Source organism: Streptomyces flaveolus (assembly GCF_000716535.1).
GTDB lineage: Bacteria > Actinomycetota > Actinomycetes > Streptomycetales > Streptomycetaceae > Streptomyces > Streptomyces flaveolus_A.
In genome coordinates this window covers 19200-36238 of the sequence record NZ_JNWV01000042.1, presented here as the reverse complement: position 1 = coordinate 36238, position 17039 = coordinate 19200, and the positions used below count along the sequence as shown (strand labels likewise).

Sequence of the window (17039 nt, the reverse complement as noted above, 5' to 3'; positions counted from 1 at the left end):
TCCATGGGGTGGTGGCCGGGGCTGGGCACGGGGGCGGATGGCTTTCGGAGTGCGGATCAGGGGGGCGGCGGATCACAAGGGCGCATCGGTGACCGGACCGGTGGCGGACCGGCCTGCGGTGGCGGACGTGGTGACCGTGGGCAGGAACACGGTGTGGTAGGCGCGCTGGTAGGCGTCGGCCGCTGCGGGCGGAGGGTCCACCGGACGGCGGGCGGCGACCGGCGCGGCCGGGTCGAGGTCGAGGGCGGCGCCCGCCCAGGCGGCGGCGCCCAGGCAGGCGGCGTCGGGCGCGTCGCACACCAGAGTGCGCCACGGCGAGACGGCGGCCTTGATCGCCGACCACGTCCGCTGGCGTACGGAGCCGCCGAGCAGGGTGACGGTGTGCGGTGGCGCGCCGACCAGCTCCCCTTGTGCCTCGGCCATCCAGCGGGCCTGGTACGAGGCGCCTTCGAGCAGCGCCTTGGCCAGTTCCGACAGCCCGTGCCGAGGCTGGAAGCCGTGCATGGTCAGTCGCCTGGCGGGATCCGGACGAGGGGCTGAGCGACCGTGCAGATACGGCTCGACGCACACCCCGGTCGGCCCCTCCCCCGCCTGTTCGACGAGCGCGGCGAAACGGCGGTAACGCTCCTCGGGCGGGGCCTGGCCCAGGCCGAGCAGCCGGTCGCAGAACCACTCCACCAGGGCTCCGGAGCTGGACATGCCGGCGACCGTGCACCAGTGGGCGCCGTCCACGTGCCGCCCGTACGACATGCCCTGACGGCCGGTGGCCCGCGCGTCCGGCGCGGTGTCGGCGAGGGTCACCACGGCTTCGGCCGTGCCCATCGAGTCGGCCGACTCGCCGGCCGCCCGCACGCCTGCCGCCCAGGCGCCGACCAGATGGTCGTGCCCGGCGACGACGACGGGCGCGCCCGGCGCCATGCCCAGGGCGGCGGCGGTGGCGCCGCCGATGCGACCGACCGCCGTCCCGGGGGCGTGCACCGCGGGCATCCGGTCGACGTCGAGTCCGGCGAGCGCGAGCAGGTCCGGGCGCCAGGCGCCGGTGTGCACGTCCCAGGCCATCGTGCGCTGGGCGAACGTGGCGTCGGTGCCGACGGCCCCGGTGAGGGCGTGGGCCACCAGGTCCGCCGCGCCGGCCCAGGTCCGCATGCGGCGGACCACGTCCGCGTGCTCCTCGCGCAGCCACAGCCATTTGGCCAGCGGCACCTTGGGGCTGGGCAGTACTCCGGTGACCTCGTGCAGTTCTGCGGCGCCGTGGTCGCGGCGCAGGCGCTCGGCGTGCGCGGCAGGCCGCGGATCCGACCAGGTCAGCGCGGGCAGCAGCGGATCGCCCTGGGCGTCCAGGGGCGCGCCGGTCTCGGCCATACCGGTGATCCCGACGGCGTCCGGACCACGTCTGGCGGCGGCCGTGCAGGCGGCGAGCGCCTCCAGGGCGGCACGGCACAGCTGTGCCACGTCGTGGGCGTGGCCCGAGGCGTCGACGGGTGTGCGCCGCTGGGCCTGGGCGAGGACGGTGCCGGCCGGGGTGCACAGCACGGCCTTGCAGTGCGTGGTGCCGACGTCCACTCCGGCCAGGACCGGCTCGCGCCGCTTTCCGCTCATGGCTCCGGCCTGCCTTCCGGCCGGTCCGCGAGCTCGGGCAGTTCGAGTGCCGACTCGGCGGCGTACAGCAGCAGTCCGGCGCACCACGCGTGCGAGAGGGTGAGCAGCATGCCTTTCGCCTGGAAGCAGGCGGTCTGGTAGAACCGTTCGCTGACCATGCCGCGGTAGGCGTCGAAGTCGCCGTCCTCGCGGGCGACGAACTGCCGGAAGCAGTCGAGGTTCTCGCGGGTGGACTCCAGGTAGTAGCGGTCACCCGTGCGCCGGGCCAGGCGGGTCATCTCGGGCAGGCACACCAGGCCGTAGGAGTGGAGGTGCTGGTTGGAGGGGGACGCCTGGTCGCCGCCACGGGTGCGGAAGCCGTAGCGCCCCAGCAGGGTGCGCGGGGAGAAGTCCACGTCGTACGTGTAGCGGAAGGTCAGCGTCCAGTCGGCGGCGCGGCGCGCCAGGCCGAGCCATTCGGGCGTGCCGTCGGCCTCGAGCAGCGCGGTGTAGGCCATGACCGCGGTGTAGCCGTCCTCGGAGGTGGGGGCGAGGTCGACGTCCTCCGGGGCCCCGCACAGGAACTCCGAACGCAGGTCACGGGCATAGCAGCGCCCGGCCCGGCGGGCGGCCTGGAGGTATGCGGGCAGTCCGAATGCCTCGGCGGCCTCGATGAGGGCCGGCACCCAGGTCAGCCCGGCGGCTCCGGCGCGGGACAGGACGGCGCCCGTGGCCTGGTGGTAGGCGGAGCCGAGGTGACCGTCGGCGTCCTGCGCGGCAAGCGCGACCGCGAGGTTGCCGCGCACCGCGTGTTCCCACGCCGGATGGTCACTGCCGTGCCGCCGTTCCTCGACGAGGGCGCGGAGCATGAAGAGGGTGGCCTCGGCGAGGGTACGGGCGTGCAGCCGGTCCCGGTCGGGGTGCCAGCCGGTGGTCCAGCCGCGGGAGGCCGTCCACTGCCCCCAGAAGGTGCCGGCGGGGGCGAGGTTGTCGGCGATGTGGTCCAGCACCGCCTCCGCCGCCTTGCGGTAGTCGACGCGGCCGGTGCGCCGGGCGTGACGCATCAAGGCGTACGCGTACGGCACTCCGCTCACCCATCCGACGTGCATGGCCTGCCGGTCGCCGCGTTCGCCCAGCGCCTCGCGGTCGAACGCGGCGGTCTCCAGCAGCACCGGCGGATCGGGACGGTAGTGCCAGCGGTACAGGCCCCAGGCGGCGAGCTCGGCGGCTTCCTCCAGGCCCACCCAGGCCGCCGGGCCCCGCCCGGGACGGCTGCGCTCGTGCACCTCGCGCAGCACCGGGGCGTACGCGTGCGGGTCCGCGTCGAGCAGACCGAGGCGAAAGGTGACGGTGCGACTCTCTCCCCGGTGCCAGGTGTGCAGCGGAGCCTCGGCGGGCAGTGGCTGCGCGGAGCCGTAGTAGACGACCGGCTCCTCGCGGTAGGGAAAGTGCAGGCGCAGAGCGGGACGCGAGGTGCGCGGGTCCAGGGACAGGCCCACGCCGGACAGGCCGAGTTCACTGCGCTCACCGGTCACCAGCGCCGCTCCCCCACGGGTGTCGCGAGCGAAGACGGCGGGGGTGGCGCAGCGGTCGGCTCGAAACGCCCACGTGTGGCTGACCATGGCCTCGGGATCGTGGGCGCCGGGCTCGAAGCGGGGGAAGACCCGCTCGCAGTCGGGCACGCGGTTCTCGCCGTAGAACAGGCCCGGCACCAGCCAGCCGGGGTCGTCGGTGATCCCCAGGAGAACCTCGACCCGCAGTCCGGCGGCGACGGGTGCATCCCCCGTCCGGGTGACGACGAGCGTGGCGTCGCGCAGTCGGGCCGGCCCGGCGGACGGGGCGAGGACGGCGCGGGCATGGAAGCCGCCGGCCTCGCCGACCAGCACGAGGGCGCCGTCGGCGTCGTCCGTGCGCTCCTCGACGGGCACGGGCACGGCGTTGCCCTGGGCGTCCAGAACTGCCACCAGGTAGGGAAGGTGGACACACCCGCCGTCGGCCTCGGCGCGCAGCTCCACCGCGGCGCCGCTGCCGGTGGTCACGTCAACGGACATGGTGCACTCCGGTGTTCCAGCCCGATACGCGTACCAGACGGTCGCCGGGGTCTGCCTCGCGCCACACCACGTCCACGACGGCTTCCTCCCCGGGCAGCAGATCGATCACGTTGTCGCCGAACACCGCCCAGCCCGGGCAGTCATAGGGCCGCGCGTCCTCGAGGACCAGGCCGGACGCCGCGGGCCCGGCCTGGTGCCGCAGCCGGATCCTGACACGGTCGGCGCTGTCCTCGCAGGGCTCGGCGACGGCCTCGATGCGGGCGTGCGGCAGATCGAGCAGCGGTGCCAGATCGGTGGTGCGGCTGCACCCGTAGCGATTGCCGGCCAGTGCCGCACCGTCGGGGTCGTACAGGACCAGGTCGAGGAAGAAGACGTCGGTGCCGACGGCTTCGAGCGGGGCGGTGAGGGTGCCCAGGTGCTGCGGTCGGTCAGGCTCCCCGGATGCCGTCGGGGTGAGGGGCCACATGCGGTGGGCGACCTCGGTGCCGTAGGCGTCCAGTATCCGGGCCACGGCCGTGCCGGCCGGCAGCCGGCCGGCCGCCCGCGCCCACACCTCGGCCGTCACCGCCTCACGCCCTCCCCAGGCGGGGCCGGCAAAGGCGGCGCACACGTGCAGCGGGCGGTAGGCGCGGCGTACGCCGTGGTAGGCGGGCTTGGGATCGCCTCGGTGGTCGACGGCGGCCGTGCACCAGGCGTTAGGGACGGGCTCGTTGAACTGCCACGGAAGGGTGCCGCTGCTCCTGAAGGCACGGCGCCGGTTGGCTTCGAGGGCGTACCGGAGCCCGTCGTACTGCAGATGCTGGCTGGCGCGCCGCATCGTGTCCACGTCGTCGATCCGTGCGCCGAACGAGTTCTGGACCAGGGGGGCGTTGTTCCACCAGGCGCCGAGATGGGCGTAGACCGGGTTCTCGCGGCCCGCGGGCCAGCGGCCCGCCTCGTCGGGGACGAGGCGTTCGAGGGTGCGGCGGTTCGCCATCCCCTCGACGCCGAACTCGCTGTGCAGGAGGCAGGTCCCCATGTCGTACAGGCCGTTGTGCTCGGTCAGACCCTGGTGCTCCCAGGGTCCGTGCACGTCGTGCAGTCCGTCCGGGTTGCGGGCGATGTTGTCGGCCCGGTTGAGGAACTCCACACCGGACGGCGAGCTGGGCAGCCAGGCGCGGTCGGGGTCGAGTTCCCTGACCGCGTCCCGGAGAGCGCTCAGCACGGGGGCGGACTCGTCCAGGGGGTTTCCCTTCTCGTCCTGCAGTTCGTTGCCTCCGCACCACAGCACCAGTGAGGGGTGGTGGCGGCGCGGCGGTACGACGGCGTGCGCCTCGCGCACCATCAGGTCGACGAACTCCGCATCCGACGCCGGGGTGGATGCCATGCCCGAGCTGGACATGCTGAACTCCTGCCAGACCATCAGGCCCAGCCGGTCGCAGAGGGTGTAGAACTCCTCGGTTTCGAGCAGGCCGCCGCCCCAGACGCGCAGCAGGTTGACGTGTGCGGCGCGGGCCAGGTCCAGCAGGTGGGCGAGCTTGGCCGGGCGGGGGACGCCGTACTGGGCGTCGACGGGCACCCAGTTCCAGCCGTTCGCGTACAGGCGGCGGCCGTTGACGGTGAGGGTGTAGGGCAGAGCGTCCTCAGGGGCGCCGTCGTTCGGGACCAGTTCGACGCGCCGGAACCCGATGGGGAAGCTGCGCCTGATGGTGCACGGCCCCGAGACGAACGTGACCTCGGCCTCGTACAGGTGTTGCTCGCCCGCGCCGTTGGGCCACCACAGCCACGGCTTCGGAACGCTCAGTTCCATGCGTACGCCGGTGTCCTCGGTCGTGCCCGCGAGGTCGCGTTCCGCCTCGGCGACGACCCGGTCCCCGTCGCGCACGCGTACGGCCAGCCGGGTGCCGCCGGGCGCGCGCTGCCCCTCGGCAAGGGCGAGGTCGGCGTCGATGCGCACGGTGCCCTCGCGCAGGCCCTCCACTCCGGGGCCGAGGCCGGCGCTCGCGGTGACGCCGCGCAGCCGCGCCGGCCCGCTCACCACCAGCCGGGCGCCGCGCCAGATGCCCTGGTGGACCATGGGCGGGCAGAAGTCCCACCCGTAGCCCATGCGCGCCTTGTGCACGCGGACCCGGTCGGTGCGGCCGACCTGCGGCTCGTTCTCGGGAGCCGGGTGCACGACGACGGCCAGCAGGTGCTCTCCCCCCTCACGGACCAGATGGGTGATGTCGGCCTCGAAGGGACGGAACATGCCTTCGTGGCGGACGACGACCGTGTCGTCGACGAGCACCGTGGCCTCGTGGTCGACACCGCCGAAGCACAGCACCGCGCGCTCGTGCGGCCCCAGCGGGGCGAGAGCGAAGTTCCGCCGGTAGGCCCAGCTGCGGTTGGGCACCCACTCGGTCAGCAGGCTGTTGCGGCCGACGTACGGGTCGGGGACCTCACCGGCGCGGTGCAGGTCGTCCAGGACGCTTCCCGGGACGCGGGCCGGGAACCATCCCGGCGTCGTGAACGGCTTGTGGGGACCGATGTGCCACTGCCATTCGTCCCCGACGAACCCGCGCACCTGCCAGGCGCCGTCGGCGTCGTCCAGTGGTGTCTCGGTCATCCGACGGCCTTCCCCGCCGGCGTACCGGCCCTGTCCGCTGCCCCGTCGACAGCGGCGGGAGCCGTCCCGACGGGTTCGCCGACCGGCCACTCCAGCAGGTCGGTCTCGACGACGGGCTTCTCGGGGTCGAGCGGCACCCGGAAGGTCTTGATCTCCGACGGCCCGAAGTCGGCCTCCACGGAGCGGGAGAGCAGCGGCAGGTCGATCGTCGTGCGCACCGCCTGCCCCGCAGTCTCCACTGCCCTGACGACGAGGGCGTCGCTGTCGTCCTCGTCGCCCTTGACCACGCTGACGACGACCGAGTCCGCCGCCACCTCCACGAACGCGCTGCGGCTGGGCAGCGGACCGGGGTGGTAGGTCTCCAGCAGGGGGAAGGCGGACTGGTTGAGCTGGGCGGCCAGCCGTACCGTGCCGTCGGCGCGCCAGTCGCCGTCATGGGGCACCAGACAGTAGCGGAACTCCTGGCGGCCCTGGTCGAGGTACTCGTAGACGCCGTCCTCGGCCAGGCCCATCGGCTCGTGCCAGGCGTAGGCGGGACTGCGCAACGCGGTCATGCCGATGGTGCCACCGCGTGCGTCGTGGCCGTACTTGCTGTCGTTGAGCACGGACAGCCCGGCTCGGCGCCCGTCGGCCAGCGTGCCGCTGACGTCCACCCACGCCTGGGCGGACTCCTCGGCGCCGTCGGCGGAACGCTCGATGTGGCCGTAGGGGATCTCGAACGTCGCCGACGCGGTGTCGATCGCGGTCGGGAAACGCAGCTTGAGCAGGCGCAGCTTCTCGTGCCAGTCGACGACCGTGCGCACCTCGAGGTGCCGGGCGCCGGCGGAGAGGACCAGTTCCTCGGCGAGGGTGGAGTCGCCGAACTCGCTCTCCACGCGGAGCACGGCGCGCACAGGGCCGTGCTCGACGAGGCGCACGCGGGTGCACCGGAAGGAGCCGATCTCCTTGTCGTAGGAGTCGATGCGGTGTCCCCAGGTGTCGGAGGGGTCGTCCACGACGACGGCGTGCGGGCCGGGAGCTTCGGGCAGCAGTTCGACGCCGTTGTCCTTGTCGTACAGGCGGCGCAGCCAGCCCGTCGACGGATCGACTTCGACGAGGAGGTGGTCGTTCTCGAGGACGGCGTCCGTGGCCCGTACCGGCGCGGAGCCGGGTGAGGACTCGCCGGGCAGCACGCGGTAGACGCGGTAGCCGAGCGGCGGCACCTCGGCGCGGAAAGCCAGGCGTCTGCGGCTTCCGGCCATGGTGGCGTAGGAGCGCGTGCGCTGCACCGGCACGTCGGCGCCCTCGTCGTCCACCATGCGGGCCGGCGCGTTCCCCGGGAAGCCGGTGAACTCGAACTCGACGTCCTCGGTGAGCTTCCAGGGGTGCGGGTTGAACACGACCAGCGGGTACATGTCCGCTTCGGCCGGAATGTCGATGAGCCGGCTGATCGACTGGACGGCGCGGTTGAACGCGGTCGCGGCGATCGAGCTCGCGTGTCCGTACTGGTCGCGGCTGTCCTCGTACGCGGGGGCGATGGAGGTGCCGGCGAGGATGTCGTGGAACTGGTTGAACAGCACCAGCTGCCAGGCCTCGGTCAATTCGGCTCGCGGATAGGGGATTCCGGCGACGACGCGGGCGACGGCGGACCACTTCTCGGCCCGCTGCAGCAGGTTCTCGGCACGGCGGTTCCACCGCTTGACCCCGGAGTGCGCCGAGTAGCAGCCCACGCCGTGGTGCTGCAGCTCGCCGGCGTGGACGGGTATGTCGGCGCGGTCACGGACGGCGTCGAAGAAGGCCTGGGGATGGCTGAGCGGCAGGCGGGGCAGGCCGCCGAGCTCGTCGAGCCGCCGGATGCTGTCGAGATTGGCCTTGGTGGGGCCGCCGCCGTGGTTCCCGACGCCGTAGAAGATCATCAGCTCCGGTTCGTCCGGCGGCATCACGGCGAGGGACTTGTCGATGTGGTTGCCGATGTCCGAGCCGGGCGTGCAGTACTCGTGGGGAATGCGGTAGGCGAGGACCCGCGATCCGTCGGCGGACTCCCACCAGAAGTGCTGGCCGGGCAGCGTCAGTTCGTGGGGCCCGGGGCGCAGGAAGGTGTAGGAGTCGATGCGGCTCTTGCGCAGCAGCTGCGGCAGCATGGCGTTGTGTCCGAACGGGTCGACGTTGCAGCCCACCGTTGCCACGATGCCGAATCGCTCCTGCAGGTACCGCTGCGCGTACAGGGCCTGGCGCACGAACGACTCGCCGCCGGGGATGTTGCAGTCCGGCTCGATCCACCAGCCTCCGACCACCTTCCAGCGCCCTTCGGCCACGCGCTTGCGGATGGCCTCGAACAGCTGGGGGTCGCTCTCCTCGACCCACTTCAGGTACAGCACGGAGTCGCAGGTGAAGACGAAGTCGGGGTACTCGTCCATGCGGTCGATGGCGGACTGGAAGGTGGCCCGGACCTCCTGGTAGCCCTCGGGCCACTGCCAGAGCCAGACGGGGTCTATGTGCGCGTTGCCGACCATGTGCATGGTGCGCTGACGGGGTCGCATGGAGTTTCCTCTGCTGGGGCGGGGCGGCGATGGTCAGGGGACGGTCGATGCTGCTGGCGTTCCGGGGTCAGGCAGGGGTGTCCTCGGCGGCCCAGGCGTCGATCTGTTCGCTGAGCAGGTGCAGGAGCATCAGGTGCATCTCCTGGATGCGGGCCGTGGCGGCGGAGGGCACGAGCAGGGCGAGGTCGGCGTGTTCGGCGGCCGGCCCTCCGTCGCCGCCGCCGAACAGGACGGTGAGGGCGCCTCGGTCGCGCGCCGTCTTCAGCCCGCGCACCACATTCTGGGAACGCCCGGAGGTCGTGAAGGCGAGGACCATGTCGCCGGGGCTCGCGAACGCCTCGACCTGCCGCGAGAACAGGTCGTCGAAGTCGTAGTCGTTGCCGATGCAGGTGGTCACGGACGGGTCGACGGACAGGGCGAGCGCGGGCAGCGGGCGGCGTTCACGCAGGTAGCGCCCGACGAGCTCCGCCGCCAGATGCTGGGCGTCGGCAGCGCTGCCGCCGTTGCCGAAGGTGTAAAGGCGCCCGCCGGCTTCGTAGATCTCCACCAGGCGCCGGGAGACCTCCAGCAACTGCGGCAGGAGTTGTCCGACCCGGCGTGCCAGGTCGACGTGGTCCGCGAGTTGCTGTCCGGGGTCCTTAGCCATGGAGGGGGTTTCCTTCCGGTCCTGTGATGGTGGTGACGGCTCGCTCGAGCGCCACGGCCGCCGCACCGACGACGCCGACCCGGTCGCCGCTGCGGGCCGGTTCGATGCGCACGGCACGCGCGGCCGGGCCCATCGCGCGTTCGCGCACGATGCGCCGGACGGGAGCGAGGAGTTGCTCGCCCGCGCGGGTGACACCGCCGCCGAGCACGACGAGTTCGGGTTCGAAGACGTTGACGAGGGAGGTGACTCCGTCGGCCATGGCCTGGGTGGTCGCGACCCATACCTGGGTGGCGACGGCGTCTCCCGCGGCCGCCTCGCGGGAGACGTCGGCGGCCGTGAGGGGCAAGCAGGCGGAGAGCGTGGTCGGCCGGCCGGCGGCCTCGGCCTCGGCGACCGCCTCGCGGGCCCGTTCGGCGATGGACGTGCCGGAGACATAGGCCTCCAGGCAGCCCGCGCGCCCGCAGCCCCGGCAGTGCCGGCCGTGCCGGTCGACGGTCACGTGGCCCAGTTCTCCACCGTTGCCCGCGGCCCCGCGGTAGGTGCGTCCGTCGACGACGATGCCGCCGCCGACGCCGGTGGAGACGGTCAGGTAGATCATGTGGCGGGTACCGCGGCCGGCGCCGAAACGGTGCTCGCCCGCCGCGGCGGCGGTGGCATCGTTGTCGAGGACGGCCGGGAGCCCGTACCGGTCCTCGGTCAGCCTGGTGATCGGTACGTCGACCCAGCCCGGCAGGTGCGGGGGGCAGAGCAGCACGCCCGCTTCCGGGTCGAGCGGGCCGCCGCAGCCGATCCCCACGGCGGCGATCCCGCCCAGGGCGAGTCCTGACTCGTTCATCGCCTTGTGCCCCAGGTCGAAGAGGCGGGCCAGGACGGTCTGGACGCCTTCCTCGACCAGGGTGGGCGTGACGAGGAAGGAGTGGATCGTTCCGTCGGCGCCCACGACCCCCGCCGCCAGTTTGGTACCGCCGATGTCCAGGCCCAGGACCGCCGAGTTGGCTTCCCGGTCTTCGGAGTTGTGCATCGCTGCCACAGATCTTCCGTCCGTTGTCGTTGTGCTCGTGTGGTGACGTAGTCCTGATCTCGATGTGGCATCGTTCCCACATGAGAACGTACCCATACAGCTGGGACCCGTCAACCAGCGGGCACCAAGTGATCAGGAACCCAACTGGCCTGTGCGGTCCGTGGGCTTGGTGCCCGCCTGGCCTGCCGCGGCCGGGTCGGTCCGCACCTCGGCCTGGCGGGCCGCGTGCACGATCGTCGCGGGCCAGTCGGGCTCCCACCGCGTGGTGGACAGCACACGCGCGACGCTCATCGCATTGTCCGCTCCGGTCGCCACGAGCCGCACACGCCCCGACAGTCCGGCGAAGGTCGCCGGTCCCGCGCTGATCCCCCGGCGGGGCACCCGGTCCTCAGTCCCGAAGTGGGGGAACGTGACCAGGTTGTCGCGCCGGGTGGACTCGGCGATGCGGATCACCCGGGTGCCCTCCGCGATGCCGGAGCCCGGCGGGTTGAACGCGACGTGGCCGTCGGAGGCCCCGGTGGCCAACAGGAACAGGTCGACACCCCCGGCCGCCGCGATCCGCTCGTCGTATCGCGGCCGGTCGCTGGGATCCGGGACCCTCACGTTCTCGTCCCGGATGCCGCGCCCCGGCCCGGCGGCCCGGCTCCACGGTTCGGCGACCCGCAGGAGGGCGAACGCTCGCAGCTGTGCGGCGCGTCGGTCGGCACTCGGCGCACCGGCCCGGGCACGTCCTCCAGGTAGTCGTCCATCATCACGATCACCACGTGGGACAGGTCCATCGGCGCGGACCGAAGCCGGGCGGCGACGGCGTCGTACGTGCTGATCAGGCTGCGCCCGCCCGGGCAACCGAGCAGATGGCGGCAGCCCCGTGCCGCGGCATCGGCCATGCCGGCGACGATCTCGGCTGCGAGTGCCGCCCCGAGCGCGTCGGCGTCGGGGTACACCTTGAGCAGGCTCATGACGTCACGTCCTCCGCCCCAGTCGTGCGCGGCATCTCCTCCGCCGCGGCCAGGCGCGGTTTCGCCTCCCGGAAGACACCGCCCACGGTCTCGCCGGGCGCGCCCGCCGCCACGCGGTCCAACGCGAGCAGCGCGGCACCGGCAACGGGGGGCACGTCGGGGACTCGGACGGCGAACTCCTCCTCCAGCCCGGGGGACGCCGCGCGAACCGCGGCCAGCATCCGGCCCTCCGGGTCCGTGAACAGTCCCCCGCCCAGGACCAGGGCCCAGGTGGCGGAGGACGGATCGAACTGCCGGCGTGCGGTGCGGGCCAGGGTCACGACCTCCGCGGCCAGGCCGTCCACGAGGGTGCGGGCAACCGGGTCGCCGTCGTGGGCGTGGGAGAGCACCACCGGGACCAGCACGTCCAAGTGGCGTTCCGCCAGGTCGCCTGCCACGAACCGCTCGGCGGCCTCCCGGACAGACGCGACCGCGAGACGTTCGCACACCGCCTGCCGGAGCGCAGTGGCCGGGCCGCGACCGTCCTCCGCCCGCGCCGCGGCCCGGACCGCCTCCCGGGCCAGGAGGTCACCCGCACTAGGTCACCGCTCTGCCAGCCCAACCCGGGGAACTCAAAACGACGGTCGTCGTCGGCACGGGCGACGCACTTGAGTCCCGCGCCGCACACGACACCCACTGCGGGGACGCCCTGCGCGGCACCGGTGCGCAGCAGCGCCCAGGCGTCGTTGCGGACTTCCACCGAGCCCCAGACCCCGTCGGCCGTCAGGGCCGTGTGCAGCGCCGCCACCTGTCCGGGCAGATCGGCGCCCGCCAGACAGCAGCAGGCGTGCGCGCCGGCGAGTTCGGCCGGCGTCAGTCCGGCGTCGCGGGCGGCGACGGCGGCCAGCCGGGTGACGACGGCGGCGGTCCGCCGCGGCCCGAGGGCGCTGCCGGGGCCGCGCACCCAGGACAGCAGGGCTCCTTCCTCATTCAGCAGTGCCACATCGGTCTTGGAGTTGCCCCCGTCGACCGCGACGACGAGACGGGTCATCACACCGCCCACGACAGGTGGTCGCTGTTGGCGGCCACGATCAGGTCGGTCAGCCGGTCGGCGACGTCGTGCCGGCCGATCAACGGGTGCGCCAGCAGGGCGCGGAACACCCGGTCGCGGCCACCGTGCACGGCGGCGTCCAATGCCAGGTGTTCGTAGGCCGTGACATGTGCGACCAGCCCGGCGATCAACGGTTCAAGCGGCTCCACCGGCTGTGCCACCACCCCGGCCGCGGCGACGGTCGCGGGTACTTCGATGACGGCGTCGGCGGGCAGGAACGGCAGCGTCGCGCCGTTGCGGAGATTGACGACGTGGGTGCGACCGTCGCTGTTCCGCAGCGAGGCCATCAGATCCAGCGCGGCGTCCGCGTAGAAGGCACCGCCCCGCCGGGTCAGCAGCTCGGGCTTGGTGTGCACCCGCTCGTCGGCGTACCGGGTCAGCAGCTCCTGCTCGATCTCCATGACCTCCTGGGCCCGGACGCCCTCCTTCTTCTGCCGTGCGACGACCTCGTCGTGGCTGTAGTAGTAGTGCAGGTAGTAGGAGGGCACGGTGCCCAGGCGGCGGACGAGGTCGGCGGGAAGTCCCGTGGCCGGGGCCACCCGGTCCCCGTGTTCGTCGAGCAGGCGCGGCAGCACGTCGGTGCCGTCGAGCAGCACGCGCCGCTCCCACGTCAGGTGGTTGAGACCCACGTGGTCGAGTGCGATGCGGTCGGGGACGACGCCGAGCACCTTGGCGAAGTGCCGCTGGAAGACCGCCGCCGCGCTGCACAGCCCGACCACGCGCCGGTGTCCGGCCTCCAGCAGGGCGCGGGTGACGATGCCGACCGGGTTGGTGAAGTCGATCAGCCATGCGGCCGGGTTGACGGCCCGTACCCGTTCGGCGATGTCGAGCATCACCGGCACCGTTCGCAGCGCCTTGGCCAGACCACCGGCGCCCGTGGTCTCCTGCCCCACGCAGTCGCACCGCAGCGGCAGGGTCTCGTCCTGCAGGCGCGCGGCCTGCCCGCCGACCCGCAGCTGCACGAGCACCATGTCGGCGCCCTCCGCAGCCGGGCCGAGGTCGGTGTGCGTGGTGACGGTGGCAGGATGCCCGCCGGCGGACAGCATCCGGCGGCTCATCCCAGCGAGCACACCCAGCCGGTCCTCCGAGACGTCCTGCAAGGCCAGTTCCGTCACCTCAAGGCGATCCCGCAGGCCTATCAGGCCGTCGACGATTTCCGGGGTGTACGTCGACCCGCCCCCGACGATGGTCAGCTTCACGGTCTCTCTTTCGTGCCGCGCACGACGGCCAGGTTCTCGTCACGCCCCAGGATCACTTCGGCAGCGTTCCGCCGCGCACGCGGTCATCCCTTGCGACCCTGGGTGGCGATGCCGTCGATGACGTGCCGTTGGGCGAAGGCAAAGATGATGATCATGGGGACCGTGGCGATCAGGCTGGCCGTCGCGATGATCTCCCAGTGCTGTTCCCCTCCGTTACCGAAGGTGTCGATGATCGACTTCAGGCCGCGGGGGATCGTGAACAGCGAGGTGTCCTGCAGGTACACCAGGGGCCGGAGCAGATCGCTCCAACTGGCCTGGATCTCGAAGACGAAGACGATCGCCAGGGCGGGCCGGGACAACGGCAGGGCAATGCGCCAGAACAGCCCGAAGAAGCTGCATCCATCGACACGTGCGGCTTCGAACACCTCACGGGGCAGCGACAGGAAGAACTGGCGCAGCAGGAAGATGTAGAACGACGAACCGAAAATGTTCTGCGCCCACAGCGGCACCTGTGTTCCGGTCAGGCCTAGGTGGTCCCAGATCAGATAGACCGGAATCAGGGTCACCGCCTGGGGCAGCATCATCGTTCCCAGCACCAGCCCGAACAGTACGTTGCGCCCGGGGAACTGGAAGTACGCGAAGCCGAACGCCACGAGTGCGCTGCTGAGCGTCACCGTCAGGGCCGCCGCCAGCGCCACCACCACGCTGTTGCCCAGCCACGTGAGCACCGGCGCGTAGTTCCACACCGCGGTGTAGTTCGAAGCCTGCGCGTGCTGAGGGATCAGGAGGTTGTCGAACACCTCGGTGCGCGGCTTGAGCGAGGCGCTGATGAGCCAGATGAACGGATAGGTGAACACGACGGCCGCGACGGCCAGGACGACGAGGTAAGGGCCTCGCGTGAGCGAGGTGCGCAAGCCCCTCCGGCGGGCGGCCGTACGGCCGGCGGCGGAATCTTCCGTCCCCCCGCCGGCCCCGCCTCCGTCGGTACCGGGAGCGGGTGCTTCCGCGGTGTGTGAGATGCTCATATCAGTGCTTCTCGCCTTCGTAGTAGACGTAGCGACGCGAGACGCGGACTTGCACGGCGGTGATGACCATGGTGATCAGGAAGAGCAGCCAGGCCAGCGCGGACGCGTATCCCATGTGCAGGAACTGGAACGCCTGCTGGAACAGGTAGATGACGTAGAACAGGGCCGCCTCGTTGGAGTACGTGCTGTTCTGCTGGGCACCGAAGAACATCGTGTAGGCCTGGTCGAACATCTGCAGACCCGCGATGGTTTGGACGATCATGGTGAAGAACAGAGAGCCACTGATCATCGGGATCGTGACGTGGCGGAACCTGGTCCACGGCCCCGCGCCGTCGAGTTCGGCGGCCTCGTAGAGCTCCTTCGGCACCTGCCGAAGGGCTGCCAGGTAGATGACCACCATCCCGCCGACGCCCCACAACATGGTGATGGCCAGTCCGGGCTTGACCCAGTGGGTGTCGGTCGTCCAGTTGGGTCCGTTGATGCCGACCAGCGCCAGGGTGCGGTTGAGCAGACCCTGCTGGCCGTTGAGCAGGAGCAGGAAGAGCGCGCCCACGGCTACGGTCGGCGTCATGACCGGCAGGTAGAAGACAACGCGGAAGAAGCCCGCCGCCCGACCCACCCGGTTGAGCACCATGGCCAGGCCCAGGGCCACGGCCATGGCGGTCGGCACGTAGATGACGACGTAGACGAGCGTGTTGCTCAGCGCATGGGCCACCTTGGGATCCTGGAACAGCTCGCGGTAGTTCGCGAAGCCCACGTTCTTCGCGGTGCCGATCGAGTTGTAGTCGGTGAATGACATCACCAGGCTGGCGATCATCGGGCCCAGCGTGAAGACGAGGAACCCGATGATCCACAGGGAGATGAAACCGTAGGCGGCGCGGATCTGCCGCCAGTCCCTGCTCCGGGAGCGGGATCTGGCCGCAGCCGCCTTGGGAAGGGTGGCCTGCGTGGCCATCACTTCGCCGCCTTGAATGCCTTGCTCGCCTCGGCCTGGGCCTGCTTCATGGCCGCGCCGGGCTTCTGCTGACCGGACAGGACGCGGTTGGAGGCCTCCTGCCAGGCCGTCTTGATCTCACTGCCGGCCTTCGACCCGGCGACGGCGAACGCGTACTCCGTGGACGCGTAGTACTGCTCGACGGCCTGCGCGAAGCCGCCCTTGCCGCCCTTGACGTACTTCGCCTTGATCTTTTCGTCGGCGTCCGCGTTCCCGGTGAACAGCCCGGTGAACAGGGTCTTGTTCTTCTCCACGGTGGCCTGTCGGGCCGCAGCCGCCCGGAGCCAGGTGTCGGTGCTCGTCATGATCTTCATCCAGTTGACGGCCGCTTCGGGGTTCGGGGCGCCCTTCGGCAGGCACCACACGCTGCCGCTCTCGAAGCTCACGGGCTTGCCGTGCCGGTCGGTGAAGGGAATCGACCGCAGGTCGAGGTTGGGCGACGCCTGCACCAGGACGTTGACATACCAGCCTTCCCACGGGAAGGCGCCGGCCTGGTCCTTGACGAACTGGTTGCCGGACCCGAAGAGGTCCCAGGTGTCTCGGAAGGCCTTGAAGCGCGACCAGCCGCCCTGTTCGTCGATCAGGCTCAGGGCGTACGTCAGCGCCTCGACGATGCGCGGGTCGTCCAGGTTCGGGGAGCCGTCCGGGTTCACCAGGTCCGCGCCGTTGGCCTTCGCCCACAGTGGCAGGAACTCGGGGAGCTTCGGGTCGAATCCGATGCGGGAGATCCTGCTACCGCCGGCCTTGTACAGCTTCGCGGCCGTGGTGTGCAGCTTGTCCCAGTCGGAGGTGCTCACGTCGGACAACGAGATCCCCGCCTCGTCGAGAGCCTTCCCGTTCACCAGGATGTTGCGGGTGCTGTAGAACTCGGGGACGCCGTAGATCTTGCCGTCGATCGTCACCTCCTGCATCGCAGCCTTGCGGTAGATGCCGGTGTCGATGCCCGCCGAGGCGATCTGGTCGTCCAGCGGCTGGATGACGCCCTGGGCGGCGTAGCTGCCGACGAGGCCGCGGTCGGGGAAGTACACCAGGTCCGGCGCATTACCGCTGGAGACCGCGGACAGGAACTGCTGCGGGTCGAAGTCGCCCTCGTTGAGGTGCACCTGCACCTTGGGGTAGGCGCTCTTGAACGCGTTGATGCGGGCCTGTCCGACGTCGTCGGGCTTGCCGAAGCCCTGGGTCGACAGCGCTCCCGCGCCGCTCTTCTTGCCCCCGCCGCTGCTCTTGGCGCTGACGCCGCCGCAGGCGCTGGTCGAAGCGAGGGCGAGCGCTCCTATCGAGCCAAGGAAAAGACGTCGAGAGACCATGTCGAACTCCTCATTGAGTGGCGGTTTTTCGAAAGAGGGCAAAGCTTCGGGGGACGAGACGCCGGG

The 17039-nt window shown here is 71.5% G+C and carries 14 protein-coding genes; all 14 read right to left on the bottom strand.

All coding sequences use genetic code 11. From position 1 onward, the window contains the following. Positions 1–72: 72 nt before the first annotated feature. A complete protein-coding gene (locus tag OO52_RS46240) occupies positions 73–1599 on the bottom strand; it encodes an FGGY-family carbohydrate kinase (protein WP_051818872.1) in 1527 nt (508 codons plus the stop codon). Next, positions 1596–3629, bottom strand: a complete 2034-nt coding sequence (locus tag OO52_RS37890) for a hypothetical protein (RefSeq protein WP_234339889.1) — start codon at positions 3627–3629, stop codon at positions 1596–1598. Before OO52_RS37890 ends, OO52_RS46240 begins: the two co-directional genes overlap by 4 nt. Continuing rightward, on the bottom strand, positions 3619–6213 hold the full coding sequence (locus OO52_RS37885; protein ID WP_051818874.1) for a glycoside hydrolase family 2 protein: 2595 nt from the start codon (positions 6211–6213) through the stop codon (positions 3619–3621). The genes OO52_RS37890 and OO52_RS37885 overlap by 11 nt, the downstream gene beginning before the upstream one ends. Next, positions 6210–8732 carry an alpha-mannosidase gene (locus tag OO52_RS37880; protein WP_078877333.1) on the bottom strand — a complete coding sequence of 841 codons (2523 nt, stop codon included), beginning with the start codon at positions 8730–8732 and terminating at the stop codon, positions 6210–6212. The genes OO52_RS37885 and OO52_RS37880 overlap by 4 nt, the downstream gene beginning before the upstream one ends. A gap of 67 nt (positions 8733–8799) precedes the next feature. Then, entirely contained in the window at positions 8800–9378 is a 579-nt protein-coding gene (locus OO52_RS37875; RefSeq protein WP_030654309.1) for a D-sedoheptulose-7-phosphate isomerase, read from the bottom strand. Then, positions 9371–10399, bottom strand: a complete 1029-nt coding sequence (locus OO52_RS37870) for an ROK family protein (protein ID WP_037630464.1) — start codon at positions 10397–10399, stop codon at positions 9371–9373. Before OO52_RS37870 ends, OO52_RS37875 begins: the two co-directional genes overlap by 8 nt. Before the next feature lie 132 nt (positions 10400–10531). Next, positions 10532–11002, bottom strand: coding sequence for a hypothetical protein (locus OO52_RS48430; RefSeq protein ID WP_051818875.1), 471 nt, complete (start codon positions 11000–11002; stop codon positions 10532–10534). Then, complete coding sequence (locus OO52_RS48425; protein ID WP_030654316.1) at positions 10999–11358, bottom strand: hypothetical protein; 360 nt, start codon at positions 11356–11358, stop codon at positions 10999–11001. The genes OO52_RS48430 and OO52_RS48425 overlap by 4 nt, the downstream gene beginning before the upstream one ends. Further along, positions 11355–11702 carry a hypothetical protein gene (locus OO52_RS46225; protein WP_158712611.1) on the bottom strand — a complete coding sequence of 116 codons (348 nt, stop codon included), beginning with the start codon at positions 11700–11702 and terminating at the stop codon, positions 11355–11357. Before OO52_RS46225 ends, OO52_RS48425 begins: the two co-directional genes overlap by 4 nt. Beyond that, positions 11675–12388 (bottom strand): hypothetical protein, encoded by a 714-nt coding sequence (locus OO52_RS51135; protein ID WP_158712610.1) that lies wholly within the window; start codon positions 12386–12388, stop codon positions 11675–11677. The genes OO52_RS46225 and OO52_RS51135 overlap by 28 nt, the downstream gene beginning before the upstream one ends. Beyond that, positions 12388–13647, bottom strand: a complete 1260-nt coding sequence (locus OO52_RS37855) for a 6-phospho-beta-glucosidase (RefSeq protein ID WP_030654319.1) — start codon at positions 13645–13647, stop codon at positions 12388–12390. The genes OO52_RS51135 and OO52_RS37855 overlap by 1 nt, the downstream gene beginning before the upstream one ends. Positions 13648–13730: 83 nt before the next feature. Next, positions 13731–14561 carry a carbohydrate ABC transporter permease gene (locus OO52_RS37850; protein ID WP_199820021.1) on the bottom strand — a complete coding sequence of 277 codons (831 nt, stop codon included), beginning with the start codon at positions 14559–14561 and terminating at the stop codon, positions 13731–13733. A gap of 112 nt (positions 14562–14673) precedes the next feature. Next, positions 14674–15627, bottom strand: coding sequence for a carbohydrate ABC transporter permease (locus OO52_RS37845; RefSeq protein WP_078877337.1), 954 nt, complete (start codon positions 15625–15627; stop codon positions 14674–14676). Then, a complete protein-coding gene (locus OO52_RS37840) occupies positions 15627–16973 on the bottom strand; it encodes an extracellular solute-binding protein (protein WP_030654326.1) in 1347 nt (448 codons plus the stop codon). Before OO52_RS37840 ends, OO52_RS37845 begins: the two co-directional genes overlap by 1 nt. Positions 16974–17039 lie beyond the last annotated feature (66 nt).

Bases quoted from the DNA above. Each gene is read 5' to 3' on its own strand.
- OO52_RS46240 (WP_051818872.1), bottom strand. From the start codon at position 1,599: ATGAGCGGAAAGCGGCGCGAGCCGGTCCTGGCCGGAGTGGACGTCGGC.
- OO52_RS37890 (WP_234339889.1), bottom strand. From the start codon at position 3,629: ATGTCCGTTGACGTGACCACCGGCAGCGGCGCCGCGGTGGAGCTGCGC.
- OO52_RS37885 (WP_051818874.1), bottom strand. From the start codon at position 6,213: ATGACCGAGACACCACTGGACGACGCCGACGGCGCCTGGCAGGTGCGC.
- OO52_RS37880 (WP_078877333.1), bottom strand. From the start codon at position 8,732: ATGCGACCCCGTCAGCGCACCATGCACATGGTCGGCAACGCGCACATA.
- OO52_RS37875 (WP_030654309.1), bottom strand. From the start codon at position 9,378: ATGGCTAAGGACCCCGGACAGCAACTCGCGGACCACGTCGACCTGGCA.
- OO52_RS37870 (WP_037630464.1), bottom strand. From the start codon at position 10,399: ATGCACAACTCCGAAGACCGGGAAGCCAACTCGGCGGTCCTGGGCCTG.
- OO52_RS48425 (WP_030654316.1), bottom strand. From the start codon at position 11,358: ATGAGCCTGCTCAAGGTGTACCCCGACGCCGACGCGCTCGGGGCGGCA.
- OO52_RS51135 (WP_158712610.1), bottom strand. From the start codon at position 12,388: ATGACCCGTCTCGTCGTCGCGGTCGACGGGGGCAACTCCAAGACCGAT.
- OO52_RS37845 (WP_078877337.1), bottom strand. From the start codon at position 15,627: ATGGCCACGCAGGCCACCCTTCCCAAGGCGGCTGCGGCCAGATCCCGC.
- OO52_RS37840 (WP_030654326.1), bottom strand. From the start codon at position 16,973: ATGGTCTCTCGACGTCTTTTCCTTGGCTCGATAGGAGCGCTCGCCCTC.